Below are 19160 nucleotides of genomic sequence, written 5' to 3' on the forward strand. Positions count from 1 at the left end.
AAGTCATTTCCCTAGAGGATCAAAAATACTAGCATTGCATAGTGGGGGCATAAAACTAACCAACTGAACCCTCTAACGATACAGCTAATAATTTTTGAGCTTCGACAGCAAACTCCATCGGCAATTGGTTAAGAACCTCTTTCGCATAACCATTAACGATTAGTGCGACAGCTGTTTCAGAAGACAAACCACGCTGATTGCAGTAAAATATTTGATCCTCTCCTATTTTTGAAGTAGTCGCTTCGTGCTCCACAGAAGCTGAGTTATTTTTAACTTCTAAATATGGAAAAGTATGCGCCCCACACTTATCTCCTAATAATAATGAATCACATTGAGAGAAGTTTTTAGCATGATCTGCTTTACGTGAAACTTGAACTAATCCACGATAAGAGTTTTGTGAAAAACCTGCAGAAATACCTTTTGATACTATTCTTGATTTACTATGCTTACCAAGGTGAATCATTTTAGTGCCGGTATCGGCCTGTTGGTAATTATTAGTGACCGCTACAGAATAAAACTCTCCTATTGAATAATCACCTTTAAGAATAACTGAAGGATATTTCCAAGTTACAGCAGAACCTGTCTCAACTTGTGTCCAAGACAGCTTAGAATGAGAACCGTCACAAATTCCTCTTTTAGTAACAAAATTATATATACCTCCTTTTCCTTCTTTATCTCCCGGATACCAATTTTGAACAGTAGAATATTTAACATCAGCCCCTTTGTGAACAAAAATTTCTACAACAGCCGCATGCAATTGATTTTCATCACGCTGCGGTGCGGTGCAGCCTTCTAGATAACTTACATAAGAATCTTCGTCAGCGATGATAAGTGTCCGTTCAAATTGTCCAGTACCAGCTGCATTAATACGAAAATAAGTGGAAAGTTCCATTGGACAACGAACACCTTTAGGTATATAACAAAATGAACCATCCGAAAATACGGCTGCATTTAATGCTGCAAAATAATTATCCTTAACTGGTACTACGCTACCAAGATATTTTTTTACCAATTCAGGGTGATCTTTTACAGCCTCAGACATTGAACAAAAAATAATACCCTTCTCAGCAAGTGTTTCTTTGTACGTCGTAGCTACCGATACAGAATCAATAACAGCATCAACAGCCACAGCTACACCTGAAATACGTTTTTGTTCATCAAGTGAGATACCTAACTTATTAAATGTCTCTAATAATTCAGGATCAATTTCATCTAATGAATTAATTGTTTTCTTGGGCTTAGGAGCTGAATAATACTTTAAGGCTTCATAGACTGCCGGCGTATAATTCAAATTTGCCCAAACAGGTTCTGAGAGAGTTTTCCAATGTCTGAATGCTGCTAATCGCCATTCAAACATCCAATTAGGTTCATTTTTTTTATCAGAAATAAAACGAATGGTAGATTCATCCAACCCTACTGGTGCTTCATCCGTATCAAAAAAAGATTCAAATCCATACTTATAATCGGAGTTTGTTACCTCTACTAAAATTTCGTCTTGATTGTCTGCCATTTCAATAATATTTATGAAATGTAAAATTACAAATGAAAAATTAGAAAAACACGATTACTTTAGAATGACTCTAAATAGTTTAAAATAAGGGTGTATTTCTAATTAAACTTTCTTCTAAAGAAATAAAAGTCTCCGTACGCTGAATTCCTGTAACCCGTTGTATTTTATCATGAAGTACCTCACGCAAATGTTGGGTATCCCGACAAATAATTTTAGCAAAAATACTGTAAATGCCTGTGGTATAATGAATATTGACTACCTCAGGTATGGCTTCCAATTGCTTGGCTACATCTTCATATAATGAACTTTTATCCAAATAAATACCTAAAAATGCTGAAATATCCCATCCAATTTTAGAATAATCTATTAGTAATTGTGCTCCTTTAACTATTCCCAACGTTTCCATTTTCTTCATCCGAACATGTACAGTTCCACCGGAAACATCTAAGCGCTGTCCTATCTCGGTATATGGTAAATTTGCATTTGCCACTAAGATTTCCAAAATTTTATAATCTAAAGGGTCTAAATCAATCTTCTTTTCCATGTAATTATTTCAATAATTTTATCTTTTGATTGCAAAATATCCAATAAACTTATATTATTATTAAAATATTTTGAAATTTTAAATCCATGACATATATTTGTTCCATGATAATTACAAAGGTAGTTATTTTTCATTGTAGGGTGATGAAATTGGCAGACGTGCCCTCCTGTCTCGGGGGTGGTGGTTCTAGGATAAACACGGCATAATGGGTTGACCACTAAATCAGTTCTGTGTCGCGGCTAACTACACCTTGGAGGTTCGAATCCTTCTCCTACAGCATTTTTATTATTTGTTTTTAGTTTGTTGATGAAGTGTAATGTTAAAAGCAATTCTATTTTAGAATTGCTTTTTTTATGCGGTTAAAGTCTATAAATTTAGTAGAACATATCTAAACATAAATATAATGTCTTTACATCTTGGCGATATCGCACCAGACTTCAATGCTGACACAACACAAGGGCAAATCAATTTTCATGATTGGATATCTGATACTTGGGTTATGTTATTCAGTCATCCGGCTGACTTCACTCCTGTTTGTACAACTGAATTGGGTAAAACCGCCTTATTGGCTGGAGAATTTGCTAAAAGAGGCGTAAAAACCATAGCTATTTCAGTTGATGATTTAGCATCACATAACAAATGGGTTTCCGATATTGAGGAAGTAAATAATGTAAAAGTTAATTTCCCAATTATAGCAGATCCGGAGAAAAAAGTAGCCTTACTTTATGATATGATTCATCCAAATGCATCTGAAAAAGCAACTGTACGCTCGGTATTTATAATAGGGCCTGATAAAAAAATCAAATTAACATTAACTTATCCTGCATCAACAGGCAGGAATTTCACCGAACTTTTACGTGTAATTGATTCATTGCAGTTAACAGCTAATTATCAGGTTGCGACACCTGCTGATTGGGTAAACGGTGAAGATGTAATTATCACTCCAGCTGTAACAAATGAAGCTGCATTGACAAAATTTCCTAAAGGATTTACATCCGTAAAATCTTATTTACGGATCACACCACAACCTAACTTGTGATAAGCTTTTTAATCATTTTAAAATGGGGAAAAGACAAACTTTCCCCATTTTTTTATAGTCAAGAATATTGTATTTTTGGCAATTATCAAGCCAAAAGTATACCCAATGAATTTATCCAATATCGCCTTTTCTCAGACAAAGGCTTATCAAGCGTTATCTCAAGATCGCAAAAGATTTGAAAACATTAATTTAAATAGCTTATTTAAACTAGATACAAATAGACAAGCCAATTTCAATATACTTAGTCAAGATATACTATTAGATTTCAGTAAAAACATACTTGATGAGACTTCCTTCAAACACCTAATCGATTTGGCTAATGAATGTAAATTAGCCGAAGCAATTAAAGCGCAATTTGCCGGAGAAAAAATAAACCAAAATGAGAATCGTGCAGTCTTACATACAGCTTTACGTGCTAATTCCAACCAATCAATTTTAGTTGATGGAGAAGACATAATCCCTAAAATTCATGCAGTAAAAGCACACATGAAAGACTTTTCAGCTAAGGTTATTTCTGGAAATTGGAAGGGGTACACAGGAAAAACGATAACAGATGTGGTAAACATTGGAATTGGTGGCTCTGACTTAGGTCCAGTAATGGTTACTGAGGCTCTTAGGCCTTATAAAAATCACTTAAATATTCACTTTGTTAGTAATGTTGATGGAACTCACATTGCAGAAACGCTAAAGAAGGTTAATCCCGAAACGACTTTGTTTCTTATTGCTTCAAAAACATTTACGACACAAGAAACCATGGCTAATGCATTTTCAGCACGTAATTGGTTTCTTGATCAAGCAAAAGAAGAATTAGCCGTATCCAAACATTTTGTTGCCTTGTCAACAAATGCGAAAGCAGTTAGTGCATTTGGCATAGATGTAGCCAATATGTTTGAATTTTGGGATTGGGTTGGTGGTCGATATTCGCTTTGGTCAGCAATTGGTTTGTCTATTGCCTTGTCAGTCGGTTTTGAAAACTTTGAATTGTTATTAAGTGGCGCGAATGAAATGGACAATCATTTTGCAAATGCAGCATTTGAGGTGAATATGCCAGTCGTTCTAGCATTATTAGGAATTTGGTATGTAAATTTCTTTAATGCTGCCACGCATGCGATTTTACCTTATGACCAATACATGCATCGTTTTGCGGCGTATTTCCAACAAGGAGATATGGAATCTAATGGTAAATCCGTAGACAGGAATGGGAATCGTGTAGATTATGCTACCGGACCGGTGATTTGGGGAGAACCAGGAACAAATGGCCAACATGCTTTTTATCAATTAATTCATCAAGGAACACAACTAATTCCTGCCGATTTTATTGCACCAGCTATTACTCATAATAAGATCAGCAATCATCATACGCTACTTATGTCAAACTTTTTTGCTCAAACAGAGGCACTGATGAACGGAAAAACAAAAGAAGTGGTAGAAGCAGAACTAGAAAAAGCTGGTTTAACAAAGGAAGAAATAGCGAAACTAAGTCCATTTAAAGTATTTGAAGGAAATAAACCAACAAACTCTATCTTAGTTAAGCAAATTACACCAAAAACTTTGGGAGCCATAATTGCTATGTATGAACACAAAATATTCGTGCAAGGTGTGATTTGGAATGTCTTTTCTTATGATCAATGGGGAGTAGAATTGGGGAAACAATTAGCCAATTCAATTTTGCCTGAATTAGAGCATAATGAAGAAATCCATGCGCATGATAGTTCAACGAATGGATTGATCAACCAATTTAAAGCTTGGCGGGTATAATATTAAAGGGATTTAATTAAGTCAGAAATGGAGAGCACTTTTTGTTCTCCATTTTTCATATCCTTGAGTGTAATGTTACCGTCTTTAATCTCCTGTTCTCCGATAACACCTACAAAAGGAATTCCCTTTTTATCTGCAAATTCAAACGACTTTTTGATTTTTGCAATTTCTGGATAAACCTCAGAAGCTATATTAGATTTTCGTAATTCATTAGCAATTTTTAGAGCGATTGACTGACCAGTTAAATCAAAATAAGTAAGCAAAATCTTACTTGCACTCGTTTTGATATCGGGAAACAGATTTAATTCACGCATCACATCGATAATCCGCTCAATACCAAATGAAATTCCTACACCACTCATATTGGGTAAACCAAATGCCTCTGTTAAATTGTCATAGCGACCACCGCCAACAATAGATCCAAATGGTAAATCACATGCCTTGCCTTCATAAATTAAACCTGTGTAATAGCTTAAGCCCCTAGCTAATTTAAAATCAAACAATATGTTTGAATTATCAAAACCGTTTAAAGCTGAAAAATCTAAAACTGTTTTAATCTCAGATAACCCTTGTTGGCCTACTTCATTATCACTGAAAAAATCATCCAATAATTGAATCTTCTCATTATTGCTTCCCTGAAATTGGAATAAACTACGGAGAGATTCAACCTGAGAAATGGAAAATCCATTTGAAATTAATTCAAGGGCAACAGAGTCCCAACCAATTTTATCTAATTTATCAATTGCAACGGAAAATGGCACAAACAAATCACTTACGCCTAATACACTCACAATACCAAATAGAATTTTTCGAGAGTTAATAATCAAATTAGTTCTCAAATTTAGCGAGCTAAATATTGACTGAAATAAAGCGATTAATTCTGCCTCATTTATCAATGAATCTGAACCAATAATATCAGCATCACATTGATAAAATTCACGGTATCTTCCTTTTTGCGGACGATCAGCTCGCCATACAGGTTGAATCTGAGAGCGCCTAAAAGGAAAAGCAATATCATTCCGATTCATAGCCACGAATCGCGCAAAGGGAACAGTTAAATCATATCTTAAACCTTTTTCTGAAATTTTCGGAATAAGTAATTTAGATCCTAAACTAAAATCAACCGCTTCTGTTTTACTCAAATAATCTCCGGAATTAAGTATTTTAAACACTAACTGATCTCCTTCTTCTCCATATTTACCAGTTAATACATTTAAGTTTTCCATAGCTGGAGTTTCAATTGCTTGAAATCCAAAAGCCTCAAAATGATTTTTTATAATAGTAAAAACATGAGTCCTCAAAGACATCTCTTTCGGACCAAAATCTCGTGTTCCGCGGGCATTATTAGGTTTTTGAATAATTTTCATAAGGCAAATTTAATTATTCGAAGCAGAATATTTGATATATAAGCAATAATTCCTATTTTTGCACACCAAAATTATTAATGACATGGCAGTAACTAGATTAAAAAGAAAAGACAGAAGAAATAAAGCTGTAGCTAACAATAAAGTTGAAGCTATCAGAATCTTAAAGCAAAGACCAATTATTAAATTAGTAGATGTTGAAGCTATTAAAGCTTCATTTGCTAAATAATAAATATTTCTTGAAATTAGAACCGGTAATTATTACCGGTTTTTTTTTGTTCAAATTAATTCAATAGAACTGTTATGAAAATTAAATTTATTTTAACCCTTCTTACAGGATTAAGTTTAGGCTTTTCCTCGTACGCCCAAGATCATCGGCATATTGTAACCAATCCATCTAAACCAGGTGTAACTGAATATTGGGATCCTGAAGTGCGCGTTGTTACACCAGGGATAATTCCATCAGATGCAATCGTATTATTTGATGGCAAGAACTTAGATAGCTGGGAATCTGTTAAAGATGGTGGAGCAGCAAAATGGCAAGTAGCTGATGGAAAAATGACTGTTGTTAGAGGTGCTGGTCACATATCAACAAAACAAAAATTTACAAATTATCAATTACACATCGAGTGGCAATCACCAATTGAACCTGAAACATTAAAAAGTCAAGGGAAAGGAAATAGTGGTATTTTCATGCAAGGAATGTACGAGGTGCAAGTGTTAAACTCGTATAATAATCGTAGTTATCGGAATGGTCAAGCTGGCAGTATCTACAAACAATCAGCACCTTTAGTCAATGTTACATCACCGATGGGAGAATGGAATACGTATGACATAATCTACACCGCTCCAATTTTTACTATCAATGGAGGTATTGAAACACCTGCATATGTAACGGTTATTCATAATGGAGTAGTGGTACAAAACCATACGAAAATTCAGGGAACAACAGAATATATTGGTCAGCCTAAAAATCCAGTCCATGGACCAGGTCCAATAAGTTTACAGGATCACGGTAACGCAGTAAGCTTCCGCAATATTTGGTTAAGAGAAATGTAATTCTATTTTAATTATCAATAGGAAGGTTTTTTATACGAAAAGCCTTCCTTTTTATTTATGAAACATATAATCAGCTGGGTACTTCGTAACATACCGAGAAAATTTATTCAATTATTTGCCCACAGGTTAATAAAAATTTATAGCTTATTTCTGAAAGGAGATAAAGTTTATTGTCCCGTATGTGATCATAAATTTTCTACATTTTTACCATATGGACGTCTAAACCCGCGTCAAAATGCACTATGTCCCTCTTGCTTAAGCTTAGAGCGCCATCGATTAATGCATTTATTTCTTAAAACTGAGACTGATTTTTACACAAGTAATCCACGCGTATTACACGTTGCACCCGAGTATTGTTTTATAGACCGATTTGAAAAACACTTAGGTGAAAATTATATAACAGCAGATATTGAATCTCCATTGGCAAAAGTTAAAATGGATCTACATGATATTCCATTCGAAGATAATTCGTTTGATGTTGTATTTTGCAACCACGTTTTAGAACATGTAAATGATGACGTAAGGTGCATGCAGGAAATACGTCGCGTTCTAAAACCAGATGGATTCGCACTTTGTCAAAGTCCTCAACGATATGACTTAGAAACAACCTACGAAGACGCTAGCATTACAGACCCGAAAGAAAGAGAAATTCATTTTTTGCAAGATGACCATTTACGGATTTATGGACGCGATTTTGGCAAACAATTAGAAAAATCAGGCTTTACCGTTGTTCCAGTCAATATAATTGAAAAATTAGGAACCACCGAAAGCAATCGAATGAGTCTACCATTAGAAGAAATTATTTACATGTGTAAAAAATAATATGCGCTACTCACCCTTCCCTTCTGAACTATTTGTTAAAAACCGCGCCAAATTAATCGCGGAACTCCCTCCTAAGTCAATTGTTATTATAAGTTCAAATGACATCATGCCAACGAATGCGGACGGAAGTATGGGCTTCAAACAGCAAACCGATTTATTCTATTTATCAGGTTTAGATCAAGAAGAATCAATACTTATCCTTTATCCGGATGCACGAGAAGAGTCATTACGCGAAATAGCATTTGTACGTGAGACATCTGAGATGATATCCATTTGGGAAGGCCACAAATACACGAAAGAAGAAGCTAAAGCAATTAGTGGAATAACGAACATACAATGGACTTCAAGCTTTGAAACCATATTGAAAACATTAGTCTATTCAGCAGAAACAATCTTTATGATTGATAATGAGCACATTCGAAATAGCTCTTTAGTCCAAACACAGAATGCGCGATTAGTACAAAATATTAAAGAAAAATACCCATTACACCAAATAGGCCGACTTTCTCCAATTCTAAATAACCTTAGAATGAAAAAAGAGCCAGCAGAATTAGTAGCGTTACAAAAGGCAATTGATATTACAGAAAATGGGTTTAGACGCATTTTGAAATTTGTGAAGCCTGAAGTTTGGGAAAATGAAATCGAAGCAGAATTTATTCATGAATTTATAAAATCACGTAGTGGAGGATTCGCCTATACGCCAATTATAGCTTCAGGGGCGAGTGCTTGCGTATTGCACTACATTGAGAACGATAAAATTTGCCAGGATGGTGACTTAATCTTACTTGATGTAGGTGCTTGCTATGGAAATTATAATGCCGATATGACACGTACAATTCCCGCAAATGGAAAATTTAGTCCACGTCAAAGGCAAGTTTACCTTGCCGTTCAAGCAGTATTAAATTTTGCAACTGATATAATGCGTCCAGGAATTTACTGGGTAGACTATCAAAAAGAGGTTGAAAAGTTCATGGAAGCCCAATTAATAGAATTAGGATTATTTTCTAGAAAGGATGTTGAAGCACAAGATCCAACTAATCCAATTTTCAAAAAATACTTTATGCATGGTGTAGCCCACCATTTAGGACTAGATGTGCATGATGTTTGGGATAAGTATAAACCTTTTGAAGCAGGGATGGTTCTAACTTGTGAACCTGGAATTTATATACGAGACGAAGGAATTGGTATAAGACTTGAGAATAATTTATTAATTACAAATGGCCCGCCGATAAACTTGATGGCCAACATACCAATTGATATCGATGAAATTGAATCATTAATGTCCAAGTCTTAAGTACATGCTAATCTTTAGTTCATCAACTTAATAGTTTGCTTTTTTAGTAGTAAAACAATTGAATTGGACTATTTAATAGATTTATAAGGATAAGCTTACATAGCTGTGCTATATTTGTAAATTAAAAATGCTTGAAAAATATGGCATTTAAATAATTTACCAACATACTTCAGATTAGTACATTGGAACATGAATATTTTTTACCTATCAAATGGGTAATTTAATGGAGTTAAGTAGTAAAATAGATACATGAAAAACATTCGTAATTTTTGCATAATAGCCCATATCGATCATGGCAAGAGTACATTAGCTGATCGATTAATTGAGTTTACCAATACTGTTCAAAAACGGGATATGATGAACCAATTATTAGATGATATGGATTTAGAACGTGAAAGAGGTATTACTATTAAATCCCATGCTATTCAAATGCAGTACCCTAAAGATGGCGTTGAATACACATTTAATTTAATAGATACACCAGGTCACGTTGATTTTTCATATGAGGTTTCACGGTCTATTGCAGCTTGCGAAGGGGCACTTTTAATAGTAGATGCCTCCCAAGGTATTGAGGCACAAACTATTTCAAATCTATATTTGGCAATAAATCATGACCTCGAAATAATTCCAGTCTTAAATAAAATCGATTTGCCCGGTGCTATGCCAGACGAAGTTTCTGATCAAATTATAGACTTAATTGGATGTAAGAAAGAAGATATTATTCATGCATCAGGAAAAGAGGGAATTGGTATTCAAGAGATTTTAGATGCTGTTGTTGCACGTGTTCCTGCTCCAAAAGGTGATCCATCTGCACCTCTACAAGCATTAATTTTTGATTCCACATTTAATTCATATAGAGGAATCGAAGTAATATTTCGTGTTTATAACGGAGAAATTAGAAAAGGGGATCGTGTAAAATTTATGAATACGGGCAAAGAATATTTTGCCGATGAAATAGGAATCTTAGGTTTAGAACAAGAACCCAAATCGATTATTAAAACGGGTGATGTAGGATATTTAATTTCTGGTATAAAAGAAGCAAAAGAAGTTAAAGTTGGTGATACTATATCACATGTAGCTAATCCATGCAAAACGGCTATACAAGGCTTTGAGGAAGTAAAACCAATGGTATTTGCAGGTATTTATCCGGTTGAAACTTCTGAGTTTGAAGATTTAAGGGATGCGATGGAAAAACTCCAATTAAATGATGCATCACTTGTATGGGAACCAGAAACATCCGCTGCCTTAGGTTTTGGATTTAGATGTGGTTTCTTAGGAATGTTGCACATGGAAATCGTGCAAGAAAGATTGGAAAGGGAATTTGACATGACAGTAATTACAACTGTTCCGTCTGTAAAATTCAAAGTTTTAACTACAGCAGGTGAAACGGAATGGGTTTCTGCACCAAGTGAGTTACCGGAGCCGAACCTAATTAATGTAGTTGAAGAACCCTATATCAAGGCACAAATAATTACTAAATCAGAATATACAGGTGTTATTATGAGTCTATGTATGGATAAGCGAGGGATTCTTGTTAACCAAATATACTTAACAACTGACCGTGTTGAACTTACATTTGACATGCCCTTATCTGAAGTTGTTTTTGATTTCTTTGATCGATTAAAAACGATCTCGCGTGGCTATGCCTCGTTAGATTATGAATATAAAGGTTACGAACCAGGTTACATGGTAAAATTGGATATCATGTTAAATGGAGAAAAAGTAGATGCTTTATCGGCCATTGTGCACAGAGATAAAGCGTATGATTGGGGAAAAAGGTTATGTGAAAAATTAAGAGAATTATTACCTCGCCAGCAGTTTGAAATAGCCATTCAAGCGGCGATAGGTCAAAAGATAATTGCGCGAGAAACGGTAAAAGCACTTCGTAAAGATGTATTGGCCAAATGTTATGGAGGTGATATTTCCCGAAAACGTAAATTATTAGAAAAGCAAAAAAAGGGTAAAAAACGAATGCGACAAGTAGGTAATGTAGAAATTCCACAAGAAGCATTTATGGCTGTTTTAAAACTAGATTAACCTAAATATTTTTACACTAATTATTTTAAAAATATGCGTTTAAAGCGTATTTTTGCATCTCAAATATAAAATCATGGCTGAAGTTATAAGAATGCCCAAGATGAGTGACACAATGCTTGAAGGTGTTATTGCAAATTGGTTAAAAAAAGTAGGGGATGTAATCAAGTCCGGAGACATAATTGCTGAAGTTGAAACAGATAAAGCAACGATGGAATTGGAAAATTATGAAGATGGAACTTTATTGTATATAGGAATAAAAGCCGGTGAAGCTGCTCCAGTTGATGGAATAATAGCTATCGTTGGTGCACCAGGCGAAGATTATTCAGCTTTATTGCTATCTCCGTCCGCTGCCATACCCGTTGTTGAAAAGGAACAAGTAACTACGATCATCCCCCCTATTGTCGCACAAACTCCAGCTATAGATTTAAATGGAATTAAGGCTAAAGCAGTAAGAATGCCTAAAATGAGCGACACAATGCTTGAAGGTGTTATTGCAAAGTGGTTGAAAAAAGAAGGTGATATCGTAAAAAGTGGTGATATAATTGCTGAAGTTGAAACAGACAAAGCAACAATGGAACTTGAAAATTACGAAGATGGTACTTTATTATATATAGGTGCTAAAGAGGGTGAAGGAATTGCTGTCGATGGTATAATAGCTATTGTAGGTGAACCAGGAACAGATTACAAGCCAATACTAGCCGCAGAATCTGCAGTTTCTGCTCCAGCACCAGCGCTAGTACAAGCATCGGCTCCCGCTCCAACCGCAGTTAAGGCACCTGAAACACTAAAAGCTGTTGAACCAAAAACACCTGAAACACAACCAACTAAAGAAAGAATTTCAGAAGATTCAATAAAAGCATCACCGCTTGCACGTGCCTTAGCAAAAGAAAAAGGATATAATTTGGCTTGGATTAAAGGAACAGGTGAAGACGGTCGAATCACTAAAAGTGATATAGAAGACTATAACCCAAGTTCGGGTGGTGCTATGTCAACCTTTATTTCTGGCGTTGAAAGTTTTGAAGATATACCTAATAGTCAAATGCGCAAAACAATTGCGCGGCGCTTATCAGAATCAAAATTCAGTGCACCTGAGTTCTATTTGACAATGGAAATCAATATGGATAGAGCCATTGAAGCACGAGTAAGCATGAATGAAGTCCTGCCTGTCAAGATTTCATTTAATGATATGGTCATTAAAGCGACTTCACTAGCTTTGACAAAACATCCAAAAATTAATTCCTATTGGATGGAAGATCGCATTCGAGTTAATAAGCACGTTCATATTGGTATGGCTGTAGCTGTAGAAGATGGATTATTAGTTCCAGTTATTCGTTTTGCGAATGAAAAATCAATTGCACAGATATCTGCTGAAGCAAAAGAGCTTGGTGGTAAAGCAAAAAGCAAACAATTACAACCTAAAGATTGGGAGGGCAATACATTTACTGTAAGTAATTTAGGTATGTTTGGAATTGATCAATTTACATCAATAATTAATTCACCTGAATCTTGTATTTTGGCGGTGGGAGGAATTAAAGAAACAGTAGGTGTTAAGAATGGCCAATTTTATGCTACAAACATTATGAAACTAACATTAACTTGTGATCATCGTGTTGCAGACGGAGCAGCGGGAGCTGCATTCCTACAATCGCTCAAACAATATCTCGAGGATCCACTAAAAATGTTTTTATAACATTCAAATAATCAAGCCTCGAATTACATATTTCGGGGCTTGATTATTTAAGCACGTCAACCAAATGGAAACAACTAAAATTAGAATTGCGGTACAAAAATCTGGACGCTTAAGTGAAGAGTCACTTAAGTTGTTTAAAGAATGTGGAATAAAATTTGAATCTGGGGGATCTAAATTAAGATCCATTTCAAGTAATTTTCCTGTAGAGTTTCTTTTTTTACGTGATGATGATATTCCTGGTTATGTGGAGGATGGTGTTGCAGACCTCGGTGTTATTGGAGAAAATGTATTAATGGAAAATATGCGTCACGTAGACGTGGTTAAAGAGCTGGGGTTCTCTAAATGCCGACTATCATTAGCGATACCTCGTAATGAAGTTTACAATGGATTAGATTTCTTTCAAGGGAAAAACATTGCTACCTCCTACCCTAATTTAACAAATGCATTTTTGCAAAAACAGGGTATTCAAGTAACCACGCATGAAATTTCAGGTTCCGTTGAGATTGCTCCAAGTATTGGCCTAGCTGAAGGTATTTGTGATATTGTTTCAACTGGAGGTACCTTATTAAGTAATGGATTGAAAGAAGTTGCAACAGTATTTAACAGTCAAGCCATATTAATAGCTAGTAAAAAATTAGATGCTCAGAAAAATGATATCCTAAGTAAACTATTATTCAGAATAGATTCTGTTCAGCGAGGACAAAATGCCAAATATGTAGTTCTAAATGCGCATGAAGATAATTTATCGAAAATTACTGCGCTGTTGCCTGGCATGAAATCACCATCAATTATGCCACTCACTGAAAAAGGATGGTTTTCATTACACTCCGTTATATCTGAAAATGATTTTTGGGTAATAATTGAATCTCTCCGCTCCGCTGGAGCAGAAGGAATTCTAGTATTACCCATTGAAAAAATGATACTTTAATATGTTTAATCTAATTAAATACCCTGTACCGTCAACTTATAAGAGCTTGTGTGAACGCCCAGCATTAGAATCTAAGTCATTAGATAATCTTGTTGAAGAAATTTATTCACAAGTTAAGTTACATGGTGATAAGGCTTTAATTGATTATACATTACAATTTGAAAATAGAACCATAACTAATATCGTATTTTCAAATTCTGAAATTGAGGATTTTGCAGCTGAAACAGATCCAGCTCTACAAGAGGCTATTCGTGTTGCTTACGCTAATATTCAAGCGTTTCATCAATCTCAAATATTAGTTGAAAACCGGATTGAAACGAGCCCAGGCGTAGTTTGTTGGCAAAAGGCTACACCTATCGAGAAAATAGGAATATATATACCTGGTGGAACCGCTCCTCTATTTTCAACAATACTTATGTTGGCAATACCAGCTCAAATAGCCGGATGCCAAGAAGTAATACTATGTACTCCCGGGATGCACCCTGCATTATTTTTTGCGGCAAAATTATGCGGAATTACTAAAATGTGTAAAGTTGGCGGTGCGCAAGCCATCGCAGCTTTAGCTTTAGGTACTGACTCTGTTCCCAAAGTTTATAAAATATTTGGGCCTGGGAATCAATATGTAACCGCGGCAAAAATGATGGCTAATCGCTTGGGAATTGCCATTGACATGCCTGCTGGTCCGTCGGAAGTGGCTATTTTTGCTGATTCCAGCGCGAATCCTGTATTTATTGCTGCTGATCTACTTTCGCAAGCAGAGCATGGGAATGATTCTCAAGTAGTACTAATAAGTACGGATGAGGAACTTATAAATCAGAGTATTCGTGAAGTAAAGAACCAATTGAAAACCTTACCAAGGAAAGAATTTGCAGAAAAGTCTTTAGTCTATTCAAAATTCATTTTGGTAAATAATGAAGAAGAAGCTGTCAATTTATTAAATGCCTATGCAGCAGAACACTTAATCTTAGCGACAGAAAATCCGGAATTATTCGCAGATAAAATTCAACACGCAGGTTCCATATTCTTAGGACATTACACACCTGAAGCAGCTGGAGATTACGCATCTGGAACTAACCATACGTTACCAACGAACGGATTTGCTCATGCCTACTCAGGCGTCAATTTGGATAGTTTTGTTAAAAAAATAACATTACAATCCATCACAAAAGAGGGACTTAATCACTTAGGAAAAAGTATCATACTAATGGCAGAAGCTGAATCATTACAAGCACATGCGAATGCCGTTAAATATAGAATGGACTAATGGATTTTAAGAAATTTATTTTACCACATATTTGGAATTTAAAACCTTATTCATCTGCACGAGATGAATTTAAAGGGAAGGAAGGTGTGTTTTTAGATGCTAATGAAAATCCGTTAGGCTCAGGTAATATCCCAGATTGGAATCGTTATCCAGATCCAATGCAATGGAATATAAAACACCAACTAGCAGAAATTAAGCAATGTAATGTTGATCAAATATTTCTAGGAAATGGCTCAGATGAAGCCATTGATCTTCTGATTCGCATGACATGTGACCAGCGTAAAGATCATATAATCATTTGTCCTCCCACTTATGGCATGTATGAAGTGAGTGCTTCAGTTAATAACGTACAAATAGAGCGAATTGATTTAACGGCTGATTACCAACTGAATGTGGATGAAATTTGTGCACATATCAATGAAAATTCAAAACTAATATTCATTTGTTCTCCGAATAACCCAACAGGCAATAAATTAAACAGAGAGTCTATTTATACTATTTTGGATAAGTTCACTTCAGGCTTTGTGATTGTTGATGAAGCATATTTTGATTTTTCAGATGAACCAAGTTTCATTACCGAGTTATCAAAATTCCCAAATTTAATAGTCATGCAAACCCTATCAAAAGCATACGGATTAGCGTCCCTTCGTTTAGGAATGGCATTTGCTCACCCGATTCTAATTCAACTATTAAATAAAATTAAACCCCCTTATAATATTAGTGGTGCTACGCAATCATTAGTTGAGGAAGCATTAAAAAACAAAGAATTTGCAAAAACCTCCGCGGAAACATTAAATAGTGCCAAGAAAGACTTAATTTCAAACCTTAGAGATTTGCCTCAGATAATTACTATTTATCCATCTAATGCGAATTTCATACTTGTAAAATGTACTAATGCGCAAGCATTATTTGATTATTTGATTAAGGAAAAAATTATTACTAGAAATAGGTCATCGGTTACATTGTGTGATAATTCTATCCGAATTAGTATAGGATTACCTACAGAAAATAACCAATTAATAAAAAAGATAAAGCGCTTTTACGCATGAGATTCAATCATTTAAAACTAGCCTTTCTGATTTTTATGCTTAGCACTAGTGCAACAGCATTTGGTCAACTGCAAGAATGGGCAGCCGGTTTTAGAATTGGAGAGCCTGGAGGCTTTATGGCAAGGCGTTATTCTGATAATGGAGTTAATGCCCTTGAAGTAAATATTGGCACATATGGTGGTTTATGGGGGACAGATAGGAATTATAAAGATGGCACATTTAATAATATTGGCTATTCTATTAATGTATTGTATTTGTGGCATCATCCTACAATCATTAATTCGGATCTTCATACATATTATGGATTTGGCCCGCAGTTAAATTCAAGAGATTGGTACGATAATAAAGTAAGTAATAATTTAGCTGCGAGTAAAAGAGCCTCAGCTATGGGTGCCACTGCGGTAGGTGGAATTGAATATTTTCCTATTGATGCACCCAATTTATCATTCTTTTCAGAGATAGGCTTTTACACGGAAATCGCACCTAATCCATTTTTTTTCCACCTGCAAGGCGGAATAGGTGTACGTGTGAATTTTTAAATGGGGATGTAGCTCAGTTGGCTAGAGCGCTTGCATGGCATGCAAGAGGTCGTCGGTTCGAGCCCGATCTTCTCCACAAAAAAGGACTTCAATTTGAAGTCCTTTTTTTATAATCTGTCTTTAAATGATTCATAGCCAAAATGCTTGAATCGAATATATTCTCCTTCTCGATTAATCATCCCAATGTCCGGCAAATTAACCCCATTAAAAGTAGTGGTTTTGACCATAGTGTAATGAATCATATCCTCAAAGATGATTTCATCGCCAATTTGTAAAGGTGCTTCAAAGGAATAGTCTCCATAATAATCACCCGCTAAACACGTCATCCCTCCAAATCGATACGTGGGCTTACCCACCACAGGCTCAATCGATGCAGAACGAATACGCGGTTTATATGGCATTTCCAACGTGTCAGGCATATGCGCAGCAAATGAAACATCCAATATGGCCACATCTATACCAGCTGAATGCACAATATCGAGAATGGTGGATTTAAGAAAACCAGTTTGCCAGCCAACAGCAGAACCTGGTTCTAAAATAATATCCAAATGTGGATATTTAGCTTTGAACTTCTTTAGCGTTGCAATTAAATGGTCCACATCATAATCAGCTCGTGTAATTAAATGCCCGCCACCTAAATTCAACCACTTAACTTGATTCAATAAATCGCCAAACTTAGCATCAATTACATCAAGTGTTCGAGAAAGTACAAATGAATCATTCTCACATAATGTATGCGAATGCAAACCTTCAATTCCTTCCGGTAACGTATCGCTTAAATCACCACGACGAATTCCCAAGCGGGATCCTGCGATACATGGATTATACATGTCGGTTTCTACTTCCGCATATTCTGGATTAATACGAATGCCACACGAAATGCCATTTGACTTTGCCTCAAGGGCGAATTGGCCTACTTGATTAAGTGAATTAAATGTCATATGACTCGCATACTGCATAAATTCGGTAAACTCATTCGGTAAGTAAGCAGGTGTATATGCGTGACACTTCTCCCCCATTTCTTCGAAAGCTAAACGAGCTTCGTTTAATGAACTTGCGGTGGCGCCAGCTAAATAGTGACGAATTAAAGGAAACACATGATAGAATGAAAACCCTTTTAAGGCGCAAATAATTTCAACATTAGCTTCACGCTGTACGCGTTGAAGTAATGTCAAATTCTTAACAAGTAGAGATTCTTCAAGCACATAGGCGGGAGAATTAATGGAAGGATATTGAACGGCCATCATTAATATGTATGAGGCAATACACCATTAACCTCCTCATTCCATGGCAAACCATGTACATTTAATAGTTCCATAAATGGATCAGGATTAAATTCTTCCACATTGTATACACCCGGCTTAAACCAAGTTCCTTCACACATTAGAGAAGCGCCAATCATAGCAGGAACACCAGTAGTATAAGAAACGCCCTGAGCTTGAACCTCCTTATAACAATCAGCATGATGGCAATTATTATATACGTAATAAGTCGTATCCTGGCCATCTTTAACACCTTTAATCTGACAACCAATAGATGTTTGTCCGGAATAATTCTCTCCTAAGGTACCCGGCTCCGGTAACACTGCCTTTAAGAACTCTAAAGGCACAATATCCATCCCATTAAATTTAATAGGTTGAATAGAGGTCATACCCACATTCTGCAAAACTTCTAAATGAGTTAAATAGGCTTGACCAAAAGTCATCCAAAAACGAGCTCTCTTCAACGTAGGGAAATTTTTCGTAAGTGATTCCAGCTCCTCATGATATAAAAGATAAGATTCTTTAGGACCAATATTAGGATAGGATATTGGCTTATGAATAGACATCGCTTCTATTTCAACCCATTGGCCATTCTCCCAATACTTGCCTTTTTGGGTAATCTCTCTAATATTAATTTCAGGGTTAAAATTTGTAGCAAAGGCCTTTCCATGATCACCTGCATTACAATCGATGATATCGAGGTAATGCATTTCATCAAAATAATGTTTGTTGGCATACGCCGTATAAACACCCGTCACCCCAGGATCAAAACCACAACCCAACAACGCCATCAATCCAGCTTTTTTGAAACGATCTTGATATGCCCATTGCCATGAATATTCAAATTTCGCCTCATCCTTGGGTTCATAATTAGCCGTATCCATATAATGCACACCTGTTTCTAAACAAGCATCCATGATAGTTAAATCTTGGTATGGAAGAGCCACATTAATAACCATAAATGGTTTCTCTTTGGTAAATAAATCGACCAAAGCAGGAAC

Annotated in this window: 17 protein-coding genes and 1 tRNA gene; 13 read left to right on the top strand and 5 right to left on the bottom strand. The window is 35.7% G+C overall.

What is annotated here, in order from left to right:
- Positions 1 to 55: 55 nt before the first annotated feature.
- Positions 56 to 1510 carry a Fe-S cluster assembly protein SufB gene (sufB, locus tag ACIQ6T_RS10080; protein ID WP_395785998.1) on the bottom strand — a complete coding sequence of 485 codons (1455 nt, stop codon included), beginning with the start codon at positions 1508 to 1510 and terminating at the stop codon, positions 56 to 58.
- 79 nt (positions 1511 to 1589) lie between these two features.
- Positions 1590 to 2054: an Lrp/AsnC ligand binding domain-containing protein gene (locus ACIQ6T_RS10085; RefSeq protein WP_395786000.1), complete on the bottom strand. Its 465-nt coding sequence runs from the start codon at positions 2052 to 2054 to the stop codon at positions 1590 to 1592.
- 403 nt (positions 2055 to 2457) lie between these two features.
- Here ACIQ6T_RS10085 and ACIQ6T_RS10090 point away from each other — a divergent pair, with 403 nt between their 5' ends.
- A complete protein-coding gene (locus ACIQ6T_RS10090; protein WP_395786002.1) occupies positions 2458 to 3093 on the top strand; it encodes a peroxiredoxin in 636 nt (211 codons plus the stop codon).
- Between the two features lie 105 nt (positions 3094 to 3198).
- Positions 3199 to 4851 carry a glucose-6-phosphate isomerase gene (pgi, locus tag ACIQ6T_RS10095; protein WP_395786004.1) on the top strand — a complete coding sequence of 551 codons (1653 nt, stop codon included), beginning with the start codon at positions 3199 to 3201 and terminating at the stop codon, positions 4849 to 4851.
- Between the two features lie 2 nt (positions 4852 to 4853).
- Here the strand turns inward: pgi and hisS are convergent, their stop codons facing one another.
- Positions 4854 to 6218 (bottom strand): histidine--tRNA ligase, encoded by a 1365-nt coding sequence (gene hisS / locus ACIQ6T_RS10100; RefSeq protein WP_395786006.1) that lies wholly within the window; start codon positions 6216 to 6218, stop codon positions 4854 to 4856.
- Between the two features lie 82 nt (positions 6219 to 6300).
- Here hisS and ACIQ6T_RS10105 point away from each other — a divergent pair, with 82 nt between their 5' ends.
- The 11 genes from ACIQ6T_RS10105 to ACIQ6T_RS10155 all read left to right on the top strand — a co-directional run bounded on the left by ACIQ6T_RS10105 (position 6301) and on the right by ACIQ6T_RS10155 (position 16973).
- On the top strand, positions 6301 to 6444 hold the full coding sequence (locus tag ACIQ6T_RS10105; RefSeq protein WP_395786008.1) for a hypothetical protein: 144 nt from the start codon (positions 6301 to 6303) through the stop codon (positions 6442 to 6444).
- Positions 6445 to 6647: 203 nt separating this feature from the next.
- On the top strand, positions 6648 to 7274 hold the full coding sequence (locus tag ACIQ6T_RS10110; RefSeq protein ID WP_395786010.1) for a DUF1080 domain-containing protein: 627 nt from the start codon (positions 6648 to 6650) through the stop codon (positions 7272 to 7274).
- A gap of 279 nt (positions 7275 to 7553) precedes the next feature.
- Positions 7554 to 8096 carry a class I SAM-dependent methyltransferase gene (locus ACIQ6T_RS10115; protein WP_395786011.1) on the top strand — a complete coding sequence of 181 codons (543 nt, stop codon included), beginning with the start codon at positions 7554 to 7556 and terminating at the stop codon, positions 8094 to 8096.
- 1 nt (position 8097) lies between these two features.
- Positions 8098 to 9390, top strand: a complete 1293-nt coding sequence (locus ACIQ6T_RS10120) for an aminopeptidase P family protein (RefSeq protein ID WP_395786013.1) — start codon at positions 8098 to 8100, stop codon at positions 9388 to 9390.
- A 249-nt stretch (positions 9391 to 9639) separates the two neighbouring features.
- Complete coding sequence (gene lepA / locus ACIQ6T_RS10125) at positions 9640 to 11427, top strand: translation elongation factor 4 (RefSeq protein ID WP_395786015.1); 1788 nt, start codon at positions 9640 to 9642, stop codon at positions 11425 to 11427.
- A 73-nt stretch (positions 11428 to 11500) separates the two neighbouring features.
- Positions 11501 to 13117 carry a 2-oxo acid dehydrogenase subunit E2 gene (locus tag ACIQ6T_RS10130; protein WP_395786017.1) on the top strand — a complete coding sequence of 539 codons (1617 nt, stop codon included), beginning with the start codon at positions 11501 to 11503 and terminating at the stop codon, positions 13115 to 13117.
- 64 nt (positions 13118 to 13181) lie between these two features.
- A complete protein-coding gene (gene hisG, locus ACIQ6T_RS10135) occupies positions 13182 to 14045 on the top strand; it encodes an ATP phosphoribosyltransferase (protein WP_395786019.1) in 864 nt (287 codons plus the stop codon).
- A 1-nt stretch (position 14046) separates the two neighbouring features.
- Positions 14047 to 15309: a histidinol dehydrogenase gene (gene hisD / locus ACIQ6T_RS10140; RefSeq protein WP_395786021.1), complete on the top strand. Its 1263-nt coding sequence runs from the start codon at positions 14047 to 14049 to the stop codon at positions 15307 to 15309.
- Complete coding sequence (hisC, locus tag ACIQ6T_RS10145) at positions 15309 to 16358, top strand: histidinol-phosphate transaminase (RefSeq protein ID WP_395786023.1); 1050 nt, start codon at positions 15309 to 15311, stop codon at positions 16356 to 16358. The genes hisD and hisC overlap by 1 nt, the downstream gene beginning before the upstream one ends.
- Entirely contained in the window at positions 16355 to 16897 is a 543-nt protein-coding gene (locus tag ACIQ6T_RS10150; RefSeq protein WP_395786025.1) for a hypothetical protein, read from the top strand. Before hisC ends, ACIQ6T_RS10150 begins: the two co-directional genes overlap by 4 nt.
- A 2-nt stretch (positions 16898 to 16899) precedes the next feature.
- A tRNA-Ala gene (locus ACIQ6T_RS10155) sits at positions 16900 to 16973 on the top strand.
- A gap of 31 nt (positions 16974 to 17004) precedes the next feature.
- Here the strand turns inward: ACIQ6T_RS10155 and nspC are convergent.
- Both nspC and ACIQ6T_RS10165 read right to left on the bottom strand, forming a co-directional pair.
- The gene (nspC, locus tag ACIQ6T_RS10160) at positions 17005 to 18141 is read right to left on the bottom strand and encodes a carboxynorspermidine decarboxylase (RefSeq protein WP_395786029.1); all 1137 of its coding nucleotides are present in this window, start codon (positions 18139 to 18141) and stop codon (positions 17005 to 17007) included.
- A gap of 2 nt (positions 18142 to 18143) precedes the next feature.
- A partial coding sequence (locus ACIQ6T_RS10165; protein WP_395786027.1) for a saccharopine dehydrogenase family protein occupies positions 18144 to 19160 on the bottom strand: 1017 nt, incomplete at its 5' end.

Source organism: Aquirufa sp. (assembly GCF_044377215.1).
In the GTDB taxonomy this organism is placed as follows: domain Bacteria; phylum Bacteroidota; class Bacteroidia; order Cytophagales; family Spirosomataceae; genus Aquirufa.